The 17,212-nt window shown below is 28.3% G+C and carries 11 protein-coding genes; 8 read left to right on the top strand and 3 right to left on the bottom strand.

Annotation, left to right across the window (positions count from 1 at the left end; translation table 11 throughout):
* The first annotated feature begins 615 nt into the window (after positions 1-615).
* From H9W90_RS06840 to H9W90_RS06875, 8 genes are all read left to right on the top strand, one after another.
* Positions 616-2,841, top strand: coding sequence for an NADP-dependent isocitrate dehydrogenase (locus H9W90_RS06840; RefSeq protein WP_187483695.1), 2,226 nt, complete (start codon positions 616-618; stop codon positions 2,839-2,841).
* A gap of 146 nt (positions 2,842-2,987) precedes the next feature.
* On the top strand, positions 2,988-5,366 hold the full coding sequence (locus H9W90_RS06845; protein ID WP_187483696.1) for a TonB-dependent receptor: 2,379 nt from the start codon (positions 2,988-2,990) through the stop codon (positions 5,364-5,366).
* A gap of 4 nt (positions 5,367-5,370) precedes the next feature.
* A complete protein-coding gene (locus H9W90_RS06850; RefSeq protein WP_187483697.1) occupies positions 5,371-6,201 on the top strand; it encodes a DUF4249 family protein in 831 nt (276 codons plus the stop codon).
* Between the two features lie 53 nt (positions 6,202-6,254).
* Positions 6,255-7,067 (top strand): N-acetylmuramic acid 6-phosphate etherase, encoded by an 813-nt coding sequence (gene murQ, locus H9W90_RS06855; protein WP_187483949.1) that lies wholly within the window; start codon positions 6,255-6,257, stop codon positions 7,065-7,067.
* Positions 7,064-7,318, top strand: a complete 255-nt coding sequence (locus H9W90_RS06860) for a DUF6095 family protein (RefSeq protein ID WP_187483698.1) — start codon at positions 7,064-7,066, stop codon at positions 7,316-7,318. The genes murQ and H9W90_RS06860 overlap by 4 nt, the downstream gene beginning before the upstream one ends.
* 2 nt (positions 7,319-7,320) lie before the next feature.
* Positions 7,321-8,316: a DUF6695 family protein gene (locus tag H9W90_RS06865; RefSeq protein WP_187483699.1), complete on the top strand. Its 996-nt coding sequence runs from the start codon at positions 7,321-7,323 to the stop codon at positions 8,314-8,316.
* 134 nt (positions 8,317-8,450) lie between these two features.
* Positions 8,451-11,360 carry a PEP/pyruvate-binding domain-containing protein gene (locus H9W90_RS06870; RefSeq protein ID WP_187483700.1) on the top strand — a complete coding sequence of 970 codons (2,910 nt, stop codon included), beginning with the start codon at positions 8,451-8,453 and terminating at the stop codon, positions 11,358-11,360.
* Between the two features lie 2 nt (positions 11,361-11,362).
* On the top strand, positions 11,363-12,676 hold the full coding sequence (locus H9W90_RS06875; protein ID WP_187483701.1) for a serine hydrolase: 1,314 nt from the start codon (positions 11,363-11,365) through the stop codon (positions 12,674-12,676).
* Here the strand turns inward: H9W90_RS06875 and H9W90_RS06880 are convergent.
* The 3 genes from H9W90_RS06880 to H9W90_RS06890 all read right to left on the bottom strand — a co-directional run bounded on the left by H9W90_RS06880 (position 12,673) and on the right by H9W90_RS06890 (position 17,010).
* On the bottom strand, positions 12,673-15,501 hold the full coding sequence (locus H9W90_RS06880; protein ID WP_254712536.1) for an Npt1/Npt2 family nucleotide transporter: 2,829 nt from the start codon (positions 15,499-15,501) through the stop codon (positions 12,673-12,675). The two genes, H9W90_RS06875 and H9W90_RS06880, sit on opposite strands and share 4 nt — an antisense overlap.
* 20 nt (positions 15,502-15,521) lie before the next feature.
* A complete protein-coding gene (locus H9W90_RS06885; protein WP_254712537.1) occupies positions 15,522-16,445 on the bottom strand; it encodes a serine hydrolase in 924 nt (307 codons plus the stop codon).
* 73 nt (positions 16,446-16,518) lie between these two features.
* Positions 16,519-17,010, bottom strand: coding sequence for a DinB family protein (locus tag H9W90_RS06890; RefSeq protein WP_187483702.1), 492 nt, complete (start codon positions 17,008-17,010; stop codon positions 16,519-16,521).
* Positions 17,011-17,212: the final 202 nt, after the last annotated feature.

Consider the following 17,212-nt stretch of genomic DNA (forward strand, 5'->3'; position numbering starts at 1 on the left):
CACAGTTATATTTACAGAAGAATTTACAACCAATTAACTTATAGGTCTTCAAAAACAAATAAAAAATTAAAAGTAAATCGATAGAGTAACGTTCTTTATTTATTGTTTTCAAAGAGAGTTAAAAACGAGAAAGTATTGTGTTTGAAAAAACAGAATAAAAACTCAAAGTAAGAATAGATTACTTACGTAAGTAAAAAGTCTTTCAGAAATTTTTTAATTTTTAATGATCACAACCGAAACATTAATAAAAATTTTAAAAAAGTAGAATGCTTATTTAAAATTAAGGATGTTTCAAACATTGAAATAGCGAGTATAATTTCACTTTTAAAAAAGAGAAGTATAAGTTTATTCTTATTTATTTTGTAGCAATACAAAATAGTTTCAAAATCTATTTCAAAGAAGCCATATCAATGCATTAATTTGCTTGATATGGCTTTTATTTTTTATATCAACGAAATCGATTTCAAAATTTATTAAAAACGCAATAAAACCTACTAATTAATAGCATTTTACCAATAAAATTCTCAACTAAAATTCTTAAATTTGCTAGCTTTCAAAAATGAGTATTCATTTAGAAAGTTTTAAGAATATTTCAACTTTAAAAATACAATTTACATGAGCAAAATAGCTAAAATCGTATATACTAAAACAGATGAAGCTCCAGCATTAGCAACCCGTTCTTTTTTACCAATTGTTAAAGCTTTTACAAAATCTTCTAACATAGAAATAGAGGTAAAAGATATCTCATTAGCTGCTAGAATTTTAGCAAATTTTTCTGATTATTTATCAGAAGAACAAAAAGTAGAAGATGCTTTAGAACAATTAGGTAATTTAGCAAAACAACCAGAAGCAAATATTATAAAATTACCTAATATTAGCGCATCTGTTCCTCAATTAAATGAGGCTATAAAAGAATTACAAGCTTTAGGATATGCTTTACCTAATTATCCTGAAGAAGCAAATACCGCAGAAGAAAAAGCGGTTTTAGCACTATATAACAAGGTTAAAGGTTCTGCAGTAAACCCAGTTTTACGTGAAGGAAATTCAGACAGAAGAGCTCCAAAAGCTATTAAAAACTACGCTCGTAAAAACCCTCATTCTATGGGTGTTTGGAGTGCAGATTCTAAAACACATGTTGCAACTATGGCAGCAGGAGATTTTGCTCATAATGAGAAATCTGTAACACTTTCTAAAGCAACTTCAATATCAATAAAGCATATTGCTGATAATGGTTCTAAAACTGTTTTAAAAGAGTCTTTAAACCTTTTAGACGGAGAAATTATAGATGCAACTGTAATGAGTAAAAAAGCTTTAGTTAGCTTTTTAGAAACAGAAATTTCTGATGCAAAAGCTCAAGGAGTTTTACTTTCATTACACATGAAAGCAACTATGATGAAAGTTTCTGACCCAATTATTTTTGGACATGCTGTTAAAATTTTCTTCAAAGATATTTTTGATAAACATGGTAAAACTTTAGAAGAAATTGGTGTTGATGTAAATAATGGTTTTGGAAACCTTTTAAGAAATTTAGAAGAATTATCTGAAGAGAAAAAAGCTGAAATTTTATTAGACATAGCAGAAGTTTACAAAAACAAACCTGCTGTTGCTATGGTAAATTCTGATAAAGGAATTACAAATTTACATGTTCCTTCAGACGTTATTATAGATGCTTCTATGCCAGCTATGATTAGAACTTCTGGTAAAATGTGGAACTCAAAAGGTGAATTACAAGATACAAAAGCTATTATTCCTGATAGTTCTTATGCAGGAATTTATTCTGCAACTATAGATTTTTGCAAGAAAAATGGTGCTTTCGATCCTACAACAATGGGAACTGTACCTAATGTTGGTTTAATGGCACAAAAAGCTGAAGAATATGGTTCTCATGACAAAACATTTGAAATTGCTTCAAGTGGAAAAGTTGTTGTAGAAGATGCTTCTGGAAACATTTTAATAGAACACAATGTTGAAGAAGGAGATATTTGGAGAATGTGTCAAACAAAAGATTTACCAATTCAAGATTGGGTAAAATTAGCTGTAACAAGAGCTAGAGCTTCAGAAACTCCTGCTGTTTTTTGGTTAGATGAAAATAGAGCTCATGATGCAGAAATCATTAAGAAAGTAAACCTTTATTTAAAAAACCATGATATTAATGGTTTAGATATCAGAATTTTGTCGCCAATTAAAGCAACAGAGTTTACATTAGAAAGATTAGTAAAAGGAGAAGATACTATTTCTGTTTCTGGAAATGTTTTACGTGATTATTTAACAGATTTATTTCCAATTTTAGAAGTTGGTACTTCTGCTAAAATGTTATCTATTGTACCTTTAATGAATGGTGGTGGTTTGTTTGAAACTGGTGCAGGTGGTTCTGCTCCAAAACATGTGCAACAATTTTTAGAAGAAAATCATTTACGTTGGGACTCTTTAGGTGAGTTTTTAGCGTTAGCAGTTTCATTAGAACATTTAGGAACTTCAAATAATAACGCTAAAGCCTTAGTTTTAGCAGAAACTTTAGATGAGGCTACAGATAAGTTTTTAGATAATGATAAATCTCCTTCAAGAAAAGTTGGTGAATTAGACAACAGAGGTAGTCACTTTTATTTAGCAATGTACTGGGCAGAAGAATTAGCAAATCAAGATAAAGATGCAGATTTAAAAGCAACTTTTACAAGAGTTGCAAATGATTTTAATGCAAATGAACATACTATAATTGCTGAATTAAATAAAATCCAAGGAAATGAAGTTAACATTGGTGGTTACTACAAACCTAGTGATGATTTGGCAGATATGGCAATGAGACCAAATACTACTTTAAATAAAATTTTAAATTCTTTTTAAAAAGAATTTAAAATTTATAATAAATTTAAAAAGCTGCTGTTATATAACATCAGCTTTTTTTTTGAACTCATTTTAATTTTTTTTAACTTTTATTACCATCTAAAGCTGTATTTTTGTTGAAATAAAAAAACAAATACTTAAACAAAATGTTCCGTATAAAAATAATTCTTTTTGTTTCTTTTCTTTTTTCTTTATCTGTATTCAGCCAAGAAAAATTTACCATAAGCGGAACCGTTTATGACCAAAGCAACAACGAAACCTTAATTGGAGTTTCTATTTATTTACCTGAATTAAATGCAGGTACTACTACTAATGAATATGGCTTCTACTCTATTACAATTCCTGAAGGAGATTATAAAATTCAAGTTAGTTATTTAGGGTACGCTCCAATTATAGAAGCTTTAAAAGTTTCAGAAAAAATTACAAAAAACTTCAAACTTACAGAAGAAGCAGAAAGTTTAGATGAAATTATCATAGAAAGTAATATAGAAAAGCTGAATATTAAAACACCTCAAATGAGTGTGAATAAACTAACAGCTGCAACTATTAAAAATATTCCTGTTGTTTTAGGTGAAGCAGATATTATAAAATCACTAATTCTTTTACCTGGAGTTACAAGTGCTGGTGAAGGTGCTTCTGGTTTTAATGTTAGAGGTGGTGCAGCAGACCAAAATTTAATTTTATTAGACGAAGCAATTGTTTTTAACTCTTCTCACTTATTCGGTTTTTTCTCTGTTTTTAATCCTGATGTAATTAAAGATGTTAGTTTATATAAAGGAGGAATTCCTACAAAATACGGAGGAAGATTATCTTCTGTTTTAGATATTTATCAAAAAGAAGGAAATAGCAAAGAACTAAATGTAACTGGTGGAATTGGTTTAGTTTCCTCTAGGTTATTAGTTGAAGGCCCAATTAAAAAGGAGAAAATTTCTTTTTTAGTTGGTGGTAGATCTTCTTATGCTCATTTATTTTTACCATTATTTGATAATGATAATACTGCTTATTTTTATGACTTAAATGCAAAAATAAACTACAGAATTAATGATAGAAACAGCGTTTTCTTTTCAGGCTATTTTGGTAAAGATGTTTTCGGTATCAGTGATAGTTTTGTAAATGATTATGGAAATAAAGTAGGAAATTTACGTTGGAATCATCTTTTTTCTGATAAACTGTTTTCTAATTTATCTTTAATTTATTCTGATTATTTCTACGGATTAACATTAGATTTTGTTGGTTTCGAATGGGATTCTGGTATTACCAACTTCAACCTTAAATATGATTTTAAGCATTATTTAAATGACAAATTGAAGTTGAGTTATGGAATTAATAATATTTATATAAAATTTAATCCGGGTGAAATTATACCCAATAGAGAAGATTCTGGAATTGTTGCAGAAAAATTAATTGACAAATATGCCAATGAATTTGCGGCTTATATTGATGCAGAACATAAAATTAGCGATAAATTGCAATTACAATATGGAGTTCGTTTTAGTAATTTTACACGTTTAGGACAAGATGAATTAAACGTTTATACTAACGACCAAGCTGTAATCTATAATAGTGAATTCAAAAAATACGAATCTGCTGAAGCAATTGGCACTGAATCTTACAAAAGAAGTGATGTTTTAGCAAGTTTTAATAATTTTGAGCCACGTGTTTCTCTGTCTTATGTTTTAGATGAAAATTCTTCTATAAAAGCCAGTTATAACAGAATGGCACAATATCTTCATCTTTTATCTAACACAGCTTCTCCTACTCCATTAGATGTTTGGACGCCAAGTGGAAAATACATAAAGCCACAGTTGTTAGATCAATTTGCTGTTGGATATTTTAAGTCTCTAAAAGACGGAGAGTATTCCATAGAAACAGAGGCTTTTTACAAAGACATTCAGAATAGAATCGATTATATAAATGGCGCCAATTTAATTGCCAATAATGAAATTGAAACCGTTATTTTAAATGGTAAAGCTAGAGCTTATGGCTTAGAGGTTTTATTCAAAAAAAATGAAGGAAAATTAAAAGGTTGGCTTGCATATACCTTGTCTAGATCAGAACAACTTACTGCTGGTAGAAATGCAAATGAGCCTGGTATTAACAAAGGCAATTGGTACAGCACACCTTATGATAAAACGCATGATTTTTCTATAAATGCAAGTTATGAACTCAATAAAAAATGGACCTTTAATACCAATTTTGTTTTTCAAACTGGGCAACCAACAAATTATCCTGTTGGGCAATATGAAGTACAAGGTTTAAACGTACCAATTTATGATGATAATAGAAGAAATGCAGATAGACTTCCAGCATATCATAGATTAGATATTTCCGCAACTTTAACTCCTGAAAAGAATAAGAATAGAAAATGGCAAGGAGAATGGGTTTTTGGAATTTACAATTTATACGGAAGACAAAATGCGGCGTCTATCAACTTTACACAAAACAGAGAAACTTTAAGAAACGAAGCTATACAAACATCTATATTTGGTTTAGTGCCTTCAGTTACCTATAATTTTAAATTTTAATTTGATGAAAAAGATATATATACTTCCAGTTTTTATACTATTATTTTTTGCTAATTGCGAAAAAGTAATAGATGTTGATGTTCCATCAATAGATCCAAAATTAATTATAGACGCTTCTTTTGAAGTTTATTTTGATGAAAGTCCTGTTACCGCTAATTCTGTTGTAAAATTAAGATTATCTGCAGATTATTTTGATGAATCTATTCCAACGGTTGCAAATGCAGATGTGTTTTTAACAGACCTTACTAACAATACTATTATTAATTTTTCTGATGCAAATTTAGATGGAGATTATGAACCAGATTCAAACTTTATTCCTGCAGATAATATAGTTTATGAATTAACTGTTATTTATAATAACGAAACTTATAAAGGAAAAGCAACTAAAATAAAATCTACACCACTTACAAGTGTAGTTCAAGGAGACAGGTCTTTATTATCTGGTAAAGAAGTAGAATTAAAAGTAGATTTTACTGATGATGGAACTTTAGAAAACTATTATTTATTTCAGTTTACTGATCAAATTTTTTTAACAATAGAAGATCGTTTTTTTAACGGTGCAGATTATAATTTTTCTTACTTTCTTCAAGAAGATGAAATAGAATTACCAACAAACATTACCGTAAAAATGTCTGGAATTTCTAAAGAATATTACACCTATTTTAGAATTTTACTAGAACAAAGTGGCGTAAATGCTGGTGGACCATTTCAATCTGTTCCTTCATCATTATTAGGTAACATGATTAACACAACAAATGAAGCTAATTTTCCTTTAGGTTATTTTAATATTGGAGAAACAGATTCATTTAATTTAGATTTAGTTGAAAAAAACTAAAACTTCACTTTAATTCATCATTCAAGAATACAAAAAATCAGTATTTTTGAATGATGACATTTACAAAAACCACAGAGCAAGATTCTAATTACAATCATCTAGAAAAGATGTCTGTAAAAGAATTATTAGATAATATTAATACAGAAGACAAATCGGTTCCTTTAGCCGTAGAAAAAGCTCTACCACAAATAGAAATTTTAACAGAAAACATTGTTAGAAAGCTAAAAAATGGCGGAAGACTTTTTTACATTGGCGCAGGAACTTCTGGTAGATTAGGTATTTTAGATGCTTCTGAATGTCCACCAACTTTTGGTGTTCCTCATGAATTAGTTTTGGGTTTAATTGCTGGTGGTGATATTGCCATAAGAAAAGCTGTTGAAAATGCTGAAGATTCTAAAACGCAAGGTTGGTTAGATTTACAAGATCATAAAATATCAGAAAAAGATGTTGTGGTTGGTATTGCAGCTTCTGGTACAACTCCATATGTAATTGCAGCATTGGAAAAATGTAACGAAAATAACATTATTACAGGTTGTATTACATGTAATAAAAATAGTCCTTTATCCGAAGTTTCTAAATTCCCTATTGAAGTAATTGTTGGTCCAGAATTTGTTACAGGAAGTTCTAGAATGAAAGCAGGAACTGCTCAAAAATTAGTTCTTAATATGCTTTCAACTGCTACCATGATTCAGTTAGGAAAAGTAAAAGGCAACAAAATGGTAGACATGCAGCTTTCTAATAATAAACTAGTAGAAAGAGGCGAAAAAATGTTAGTTAAAGAATTAAACATAGACCAAGATACAGCAGCTAGTTTATTAAAAACTTTTGGTAATGTTAGAAACGCCATTAAAAACTATAAGAAATGAGTACAGATTTAAACTTATTAGGAAAAGGATTGAAATATTTAGGCCTTTTAGTTTTCTTATTTATTGCATCTCCAATTACACTTACAATGGGTTTTAAAGCTTTAAAAAAGTTTGAAAACACGCCTAAAGAATACATTTCTTACATACTATTAACTGTTGCTGTTATTCTTATCATTTTCAGCATTTTCTTTGCATTTAGAACTTTTAAAATTCTTTTAAATGCTTTGTTTAACAATTCTTCTGAAAAATAGAAATGTCAAATTCAGACGGAATTATTATCATTCTTTCTTACCCAGATACTGTTGTAAGACCAGCTTATTGGGAGCGTTTAAGTGGTTTCTGGCCCAAAATAGGAATTGGTGGCAAACATGCTGTACAAGCAGGTCATGCTGCTTTATTATTACTTCAGAAAAATAAACAAGAGATAAATTACTACGATTTTGGAAGATACATTACTTCTTATGGTAATGGACGTGTTCGCTCTAAAGAAACAGATCCAGAACTTGTAGTTTCTATCAATGCAAATTTTAAAGATGGTGAATTATTAAATCTGAAAGAAATTTTACTTTGGATAGAAAATCATCCAGAAAAAACACATGGAGATGGTAGATTAGTTGCAAGTGTTCATGAAGAAATTAATTTTGAAAACGCTTATCATTTTATTTTTGACTTGATTTCAAAAAAGGAAATACCTTATGGTGCGTTTTTAAAAAACGGAAGTAATTGTGCTAGATTTGTTACAGATACTATTATTGCATCTTCAACTAATAGAAAAATTACTAATCAATTAAAAACATCCAACTTACTTACACCAAGTCCGATAGGAAATGTAATTAAAGGAAACTCGAACAATAAAATATATTCAATTTACAATCAGATCTTTAAGAACTACAAAAACAGATCTATTGTAAAAGAATACAAATCTTCGTTTTTAAATAAATTTGATAATGTACCAAATTTAAATGGGACTGAAAACCCAAATTTAGAAGTCTTTAATCTTGTAAACGGAACATGGTTAGGTGGAATAGGAAGTGGTGCTTGGTTTAAAATTGAAGAAAAAACAGCTTCTAAAACGTACAAGGTAGTTAGATATTCTCCTGATGGAAAAAAGGATTTCGAGGGCTTGTTTGAGGTATCAGTATCTAATTTTAATCATTTAGAGGAATATCAATTTATGCATCCAACCAATTGTTTAGAGGTTTTTATCTACCAAAATGGGCAAATTTACTCCTTAAAAAAAATATTATAACCTACATTTCTACTAATTATTCTGTAATAGAAAGAAAATTTAACTCATATCCTATTTTTGTTACTACAAACAAAGTAAAAGTTTTAGTATTCAGTTATATTAAGATAAATTTGTAACAACCAAAAAAACTAATTATGAAAAAATCAATACTCATCACTCTTATATTATTACTTGTCTACAACGTAAACTCTCATGCGCAAGAAAAGGATAATGAAAAAATTAAGCAACTTGTTGAAGAATATAAAAAAGACATAAGAGGTCCTTATTATAGGATAAAATGGTTTTGTAAAGATGGTAGTATTAGAGACTCAAAAGATCCGTGTCCAGATAGTATTGGAGGTGGAATTCAGCATGCATCATTTAAAAAATCTGCATTAGATTTAAGAGAATCTAATCACCTTTTCTTTGGTGAAATTTTAGCAAGTGTTAAAAATGAAGATTTTTTAGACGAAAAAAACAATTTTAGTAGATTAAAACAATATCAAATAGGAAAATATTTAGCAAGTATAGATGATGGTTGGGTTCTAAAAAAAGGACAATTTTACAGAGGTTCTATCCAATCTGAAGATGAAGAAACTTGGGGTAAAAATTTCTATGAGAACATTTTAAAGAATGATTCGTTTTTAAATTCTAACTACTATCTAATTAGACAATCTCTAAAAGATATTCCTCATAATGGCGATAATAATGTTGCTCAAAACATGAGAAGCGAGTCTAAAGTTCTAGCGGAAGAAATTGCCGATTTTATGGATATTCGTATAAAAATTCATGGAAATCCACAGAAGTCTGACATCTATTTAGTACAGGGTTACATGAAAGAAAATGCTTCTAAAATTTCTTCATCGAATAGAAAACTATTTGAAAAGCTTTTAAACACAATGGATGAATTTTATGCACCATTAGATTATAAAGTTATATTACAAGAAATTTCTAAAATAGAAGATAACAACAAACTTTTAACAGGTTTAAAATCGTTTTTAAATGAAGATAAAACAAGTTTTTCATCTAAAGATATTGTTATTAAGCTAACTAATAATTTAGAATTCTTAAGACAAACTATTACACTTTTTAAAAGAAGTAAAGACCGATTACAATTATTAGATTTAAGTAATCAATTAGAAAAAATTCTTTTAATAGAAACACAGAACTGGAACCCAAAAACTTTAGAAGAAACAATTTTAAAAACACAAACTTTAACCTGTGCTTCATTTGCAACTGGTTTAGTTGAAGCTTGGGAATTTGACTTAGTTAAACCTATTTTCTCTTCTACTTTAGAAAAAGATGAAACTACTTTAGGAGAATTAACAAGTCTGGTTTCTCATGCAAGAAGAATTGTAGAGTGGAGTACTTCATTAGTTAAAGCAAATTATCAGGAAGATGTAAATGATTATGCAGCTTTTGAGTCTTTAGCTTATGGTTTTGTTGATGATAGAATTAGAAATTCAATTACACTTAATTTAGGAGAAACAGTCAGTAAATTAAATGCTTATGCAAGTAAAGTTTCTGAAGTAAATAATAATGTAATGAACATTAGTAACCAAGATGCTATTAGAGGTCTTAACCCAGGTTATGCTCATGGTAAATTAATTGTTGTAGATGGAAATCCAGATTTAGTTGAAGTAAATTCAAACAATATTTATATTTTTCAAAAACCACCATCAGATTTAAAACCTGTTGCAGGAATTATGACAGTATCTGAAGGAAATTTAGTTTCTCACGTTCAATTATTAGCTAGAAATTTAGGAATACCTAATGCTGCTTTATCTAATGACAATTTAAAATCTTTAGAAAAATACAACAATAGAAACGTTTTTTATGCTGTTTCTAGCAAAGGTAATGTCATTTTAAAATTAGAAAATGATATGACAGATGAAGAAAAACTGTTGTTTAATAAAGTAGAGAAATCTAAAAATATGATTGAGGTACCAACTAACAAATTAAAGTTAGATGTTTCTAAAATCATTAATTTAAGAGATGTAAAAGCAACAGACTCTGGAATTTTATGTGGACCAAAAGCTGCCAATTTAGGTGAGTTAAAAAATCTTTTTCCTAATAAAGTGGTAGAAGGAATTATTATTCCTTTCGGAATTTTTAAAACACATATGAATAAAGAAATGCCTTCTAAAAATATGACTTATTGGGAGTTTTTAAATTCAACTTTTGCTAAAGCCAAAGAATTAAAAAACAACAATACTTCGAATGAAGATATAGAAAAATTCTTAATCCGTTCTTTAAAAGAACTACACACAGCTATTATGAACATCAATTTAGATGCTAGTTTTACTGAAGACTTAAAGAGTAATTTTTCATCAGTTTTTGGAGATAAAATGGGGAATGTTCCAGTGTTCTTAAGAAGTGATACAAATATGGAAGACTTAAAAGAATTTACAGGAGCTGGATTAAATTTAACGCTTTTTAATATTTTAGAAGAACAAAAAATTATTAACGGAATTAAAGAAGTTTGGGCTTCTGCCTACACAGAAAGAAGTTTTAAATGGAGACAGAAATATTTATTGAATCCAGAAAATGTATATCCTTCAATTTTAATAATACCAAGTGTAGATGTAGATTATTCTGGTGTTATGATTACAAAAGGAATTAATGAAGGTTCTGAAAGCGACTTAACAGTTGCATTTAGTAGAGGAGCTGGAGGCGCTGTAGATGGACAATCTGCAGAAACAAGATTAATAACTGCAGACACTAGTTATTTATTAAGTCCTGCAAGACAACCAGATTACATTCGTTTACCAAAAACAGGAAGCACAAAAAAGCATTATACAAATTTTAACAAACCTATTTTAAACAACGGTAATGTAAATGATATTAGAGAGTTAGCTACAGAAATTAGAACTAAAATTGGTAGTGATTTCTCTGAACAATCTCATGCGTATGACGTTGAATTTGGTTTTAAAGATGATAAATTATGGTTGTTTCAAATAAGACCATTTGTTGAAAATAAACAAGCAAAAAGTTCTGATTACTTGAATTCCATTGCTCCAAAAGTAAAAATCAGTACTAAAATAGATTTAAAAGAAAAAATATAATTATGAAAACGAAATACATATTATTAACTGCTTTTATAATTGCATCACTTGGGTTTATGAATTACCCTATAGATGGGTATGAAAATACTGGAATTGCAAGATTGTATCAATTGAGAAAATTTCAGCTAGACAGTGTTAGATACACTAGAATTCCTGCAGGGGCTTATAAAAAATTAGAAGATATTAAGCTAAACTTATTAGATAGATCTAAAGATAGTCTTAAAGATTTATTTACTGTAGATAAAGAGTTTGAAAGAAAATTGAAAAGAATTATTCCTGGAGGAGCATATTCTATGTCTGTAATGGATATGAGTAATCCTAATAATTTAAAATATGCTGAACACAGAGAAAACGTAGGTTACCAACCAGGAAGTGTTGGTAAAATTGCTGTTCTTTTGGCAGTAATGGATCAATTACAAAAGCTTTGTCCAGATTCTTGGGAAGATAGAGCTGGGTATTTAAAAAATATAAAAGTTACATCTAGATATTGGGGAACTGGAGATCATCATACAATTCCTGTTTATGACATAGAAAAAGATAGATTAACAAAAAGGCGTGTAGTTGCTAGTGATGAATTTTCTTTATACGAATGGTTAGATCACATGGTTTCTGTTAGTAATAATGGTGCTGCAAGTGTTATGTACAGAGAAGCAATGTTAATGGCTGCATTCGGACAAGAATATTTCTTTTTAGATGCAGAAAAAGCTGAAAAATACTTTGAAGAAACTCCAAGAGATTCATTAACAAACCTATCTCATAGAGTTGTTAACCAGCCTTTAAGAGATTTAGGTATACAAGAAGATGAATGGAAATTAGGTGGTTTTTTTACTAGAGGTTCTGAAAAACATTTAAGTAGAAAAGGTGGTAGTATTGGAACTCCCAAAGGATTAATGAAATTTTTAGTTCAACTAGAACAAGGAAATGTTGTTGATAAAGAATCTAGTTTAGAAATGAAAAGATTGCTTTATTTAACAGACAGAAGAATTAGATATGCAAAATCACCAAGATTAGATAGCGCTGCAGTTTACTTTAAATCTGGTAGTTATTATAAATGCGACAGAGAGAAAAACCCTAATTGTAGCAGTTATGCAGGTAACGTTTTTAACTACATGAACTCTGTTATTATTGTAGAGCACCCTAATGGTTTAAAATATATTGTATGTTTAATGTCTAATGTTTTAAACAAAAATTCTGCTGGTGCACATATGTATATGGCTAGTAAAATTGATGATATTATTGACGATGCAAACCCAATAAAAAAAGCAGAAATTAAGGAAGAAGAATATAAAGCAGATAAAGACGAAGACGATAATTAATTATTATTAGAAATAAATAAGTGATACGTTTTTGTTGCTACTTCTCTAACAGCCTCACTCTTAAACTTTTTTAGCGGTATTATTAAAGATATATAATTCTTGTTTTTTGATATTTGTAAATATCGAAGAACAAGAATTTTTAAATGTGTACCTCCCATTCTCATTATTCTCTGCAAATATTTCTTCTCTGATAATATGTTTATCTTAATTACTGAAGGATCTAACCTATTGTCATCAATTACATAATTTTCTACTACAGGAAGCACCATCATTTTTATTTTACTTTGTAAAATATTATCTAAAAATTCTAATGAATTTATTCTAGCTTCCTTTATTTCACTTTGTATACCAACATAGGTCATATTTATATCTTCCTCATTATAAATTAAACTTAACAAGTTAAAAATACATCTTAAGTTATAATCTAAAACTTTTTCTAAAGCATTCATCATTACTTTTCTAGCTTCGTAAATTTGCTGATTCGATTTTACGGCTTCGTTTGCCAAATCGTCATTTATTATATGTTGTATTGAAGTTATAATTTCTAACGTATTTTTATAATAACTACTCTCTCTTAAAATCTGATTTTTTACAACTCTAGAGCTAATATATAATTGTTGATTATTTTTTCTTATTTTCTTTAAAGATTTAGATGCTTCTAATCTGGTTACAGCATTCTTACTTCTTAACAATCTACTTAAAACTCTAACTGCTTGTTCATTGTTAAAAGATTCTATAATTTTTGGTATATGCTTTCTAACAGCATGTTTCAACTCATTATTTTCATCTATTTGTAAAATAATATCAATAATTTTTGGCCCGTAGTTTTTTAAAGCTTGTACGGCTCTTTTTCTATGCTTTTTACTTTCTAATAACTCTAACAAATCATTAATAAAAACCTCATCCGAAGAAATACCTGCAGCTATTGTGGAGAATTTTACAATGTAATCAATATCACTTTTTAAGTGAATACTAATAAACTTGTAATATTTTGTAAGTCTGGTATAAGCAATACTCATTAACAAACCAGCTAAAATTTCTTTTTTGGTATGTAATTCATCTAAAGTAAAAATATCTGTTCTTTCTTCTAACCTTTCTGTTAAACGATATTTTTTACCTAGTTTAGAATTATTAGAACTTTGTTTTGCCAGCGTTAATAATGCACCATTAGAAATATATTCAATTTTATGGTCTAAATATTTATTAAAAAAAGATTCATCAGAAAGATGCGAATGTGCCAAAATATAATCTAATGCAACATAAACTAAAACATCATCTTTTTCATAAACTAACTTTTCTACTTTGGCTAGAATATCTACATCTTCAAAAGAGTCTAAATAGTCAATGGCTTTTGTTTTTATTTGATTTGAAGGATGGTCTAATAACTTTACAACCTTTGTATTAAAAGAATTTTGATTATAATCTTTTAATCTATCTAACATGTTTAAAATTGAATCTTCATCTCCATTCTCTAAAATATTTTTTACATCAGCAATAGTGTTTTCTGCTTTATTATTCTTTTCACTTTTTGCTTCAAAAGTTAATGTTTTTTGAATATTTGCTTTAAAGGAATTAAAATAAGCTTCTCTTAAACGATAGATAAATAAAATCCAAATAAATGTAAAAAGCAGAATTATAACTGTAATATAAGAGGTATCTAAATCTAGCCTTTTAATAAGAAAAATTAACAAAAACCCTGCAATACCAGTTGCAATACTATCTACAGCAACATCTATATATGACTTTGCCTGATTTTTAATTAATAATGGAATTGGCATAATAGACAATTCTACAGCTGCCTTATTTATAGATTGTTTTGCACTTCCATCAATACCTTTTATTAAAATTAAAACCCATAGTTCTGGAAACGTTAGAAACAGTAAACTTCCAAAAGCAATTGTTAAAGGAAGTATTAATAATGTTGATGAAACTCCTAATCTTGCTAAAATTTTATTGGTTAAGAATAATTGAATAGTTAAAGCAACTACATTAAAAGTTGAAAACCAAAATCCAAAAAAAGCTGCTAAATCATCTGAATTTGGAATTGCTTTATGAGCAAAATCGCTAAACTGGAAATCTACTAATTTTGCAACAATTACACCAATACCTGTAATTAATGCAATATATGTTAAGTGTTTAGATTTAGATATTAAACGTAAAGAAGAACTTTCTAAATTTTCTTGATTTGCAATTACTTGCTTTCTTTTAAAGACATTTAAGTTTTTAATTTTTAAATTATAAACACTTTTTAAAATAGGAATGCAAACCAGTATTAGTAATGCAGCTACAAAAATAGCAATATCTGTACCAAAACTAGAAGCAATAATACTTGTTAAATAACCTCCAAAAATTCCTCCAGCAATTGCTCCTGCTCCTATAAAGCCAAAATTTCTTTTTGCTTCTCGTGCATTAAAAACCATATTTGCAAACAACCAAAATTGAGAGGTTGCAACTACTGCAAATAAAGAAATAAAAACATAGTAAAAATATAATATCCAGTTACTTATAATATTAAACCTTAAGACCAAACTTAACGCTATAAAAGCCAAACTAAAAGTAGCTAGTGAAATTAAAGTAACCTTGACAAGAGAAAATTTTCTAATAGCTTTATTGTAAAAATAAGATGTAATTACGGCAACACCAGCAACCAAAAGATAACCAAAAGGCAAATTATCTGCACCTAATTTAGAAACGAATAATGCATTTACTGTAGGTTTTACAATTAGTAAAACTGTAATTACAATAAAAATATATAAAAGCATTAAAAAAGAGATGCGTATTTCATCATCTCTTAATCCAAAAGTTTTTGTTATAAATTTCCTCAAATCTTATTTCATAAATATGACTATAAAGAACGTGATTTTTTTAATACCTTTTCTAAAGGTTTTACCAAATTTCTAATAATTTGCTCACCATAATCGTCATCAATTAAAGCTACAATAATGTATTTTCTTTTAGGTCCCCAAACCAAGGCAGAATCTGAATGGAAGTTTCTCCATGATCCAGATTTTCTGTAAATAGTTGCTTGAGGTGCAATCTCGTCTAAAGTGTTCACAAATTTATGGTGTAATGCAGGATCTTTCATAATCTCTAACATTTCTTTAGAACGTTCTGTGCTAATTAAGTTACCTAAAGCCAACTGATAATAAAAACTACATACTTGCCTTGTTGTTGCTGCATGACTTAATCCTTTTATAGGATCTGGATTTCTTTTTCCTGCTGCTGCATATCTTTTTCCAACCCAAAGACCTCCACCAACTTCCTCATCATATAATTTATTTTTTGGAGCTCTTAAAACAGCCTCAATTTTATCATAACCTAACCTATCTATCATTCTAGTAGATGCCTGGTTATTAGATTTACTAATCATTAAGCGTAAATCTTTTTTTATTTCATCATTATATTCCATTTCACCTTTCTCTATGGCATCCATTGCCGATAAAAGGATGGCTATTTTTGGCAAACTTGCAGCGTACATCATAAAATTATCATTCATACCTGCATATCTATAATTTGTACTGTCGCTTAAATCTACAATACCAATAGACATTTGTTTACCTGCAATTAATCGTTTCCACTTTTTATTAGAATTTATTTCTTTTGTTAAAATTGCTTTTAATTTTTGGTTTTCAATAACTTCAATTGGGTCTATATCATCTACATGACTTATAGGCAATGTTTCTTGCCCATAAATAAAAGATGAAAAGATCAATACTATTATTAATAAATGTTTTTTTATCATATCTAAATACATATTATAATTTATCATTTGTGTTATATTTAATATACAAAATATATGCCATATAACAAATAATAGATGTTAATATTATCCAAAACTACAGTTAATTAAACACCTTTTTTGGAGTTGTTGGATTAAAGCCAAAATCTGCATCAGGCAAGTCAATTCCTAATTGATAAATAAGATAACCAATACTTGCATAATGATGAATTGTATGACTTTGCGTTTGCATTAGTACAGCAGAAAGGGTATAATTAGCAGTTACTTTTCCAGAACCTAAATCGTCGGAAACTTTAATTATTTTATTAAAATCTTCTTCTTTAAGAGCTTTTAGTTTAAGAATAATTGAATTAAAATATTCAATTCCCACTACTGTTTTTATTTCAGCCAGCTCATTTCTTTCTCTTACAGAAAAATCTATAACATTATTTTCTAATTCTTTAAAAATACAAGAAAACACATCTAAAATATGACGAATATGACAACCTATACTTGAATGATATGGAGCTACAGATGTATTTGCGTATTCTTCATTGCTTATATTTTCTAATAATTTTTTTCCTCTTAATAAATTTTCTTCAATTGCTTTTATCATAAATACTTTTATCAGTCTAATTCGTCGTAAAATTTTTGCTGAATTTACGAGTTCTTTCTCTTTTTTAAAATAAATATTTAAACTTTAACAATTAACTCAAAATCAACCCCTTAAATAATAAATATTTAATAAAAACAAAGTTTCATTAGTTATTAAATATCTTTTTGGCACGTTCTTTGAAAATATCATTATCAAATACGGA

The organism is Polaribacter pectinis (assembly GCF_014352875.1).
GTDB lineage: Bacteria > Bacteroidota > Bacteroidia > Flavobacteriales > Flavobacteriaceae > Polaribacter > Polaribacter pectinis.

Excerpts from the sequence above, each read along its gene's own strand:
- H9W90_RS06850 (WP_187483697.1), top strand. The coding sequence starts at position 5,371 with ATGAAAAAGATATATATACTTCCAGTTTTTATACTATTATTTTTTGCT.
- H9W90_RS06860 (WP_187483698.1), top strand. The coding sequence starts at position 7,064 with ATGAGTACAGATTTAAACTTATTAGGAAAAGGATTGAAATATTTAGGC.
- H9W90_RS06890 (WP_187483702.1), bottom strand. The coding sequence starts at position 17,010 with ATGATAAAAGCAATTGAAGAAAATTTATTAAGAGGAAAAAAATTATTA.
- murQ (WP_187483949.1), top strand. The coding sequence starts at position 6,255 with ATGACATTTACAAAAACCACAGAGCAAGATTCTAATTACAATCATCTA.
- H9W90_RS06840 (WP_187483695.1), top strand. The coding sequence starts at position 616 with ATGAGCAAAATAGCTAAAATCGTATATACTAAAACAGATGAAGCTCCA.
- H9W90_RS06870 (WP_187483700.1), top strand. The coding sequence starts at position 8,451 with ATGAAAAAATCAATACTCATCACTCTTATATTATTACTTGTCTACAAC.
- H9W90_RS06885 (WP_254712537.1), bottom strand. The coding sequence starts at position 16,445 with ATGATAAATTATAATATGTATTTAGATATGATAAAAAAACATTTATTA.
- H9W90_RS06875 (WP_187483701.1), top strand. The coding sequence starts at position 11,363 with ATGAAAACGAAATACATATTATTAACTGCTTTTATAATTGCATCACTT.
- H9W90_RS06845 (WP_187483696.1), top strand. The coding sequence starts at position 2,988 with ATGTTCCGTATAAAAATAATTCTTTTTGTTTCTTTTCTTTTTTCTTTA.
- H9W90_RS06865 (WP_187483699.1), top strand. The coding sequence starts at position 7,321 with ATGTCAAATTCAGACGGAATTATTATCATTCTTTCTTACCCAGATACT.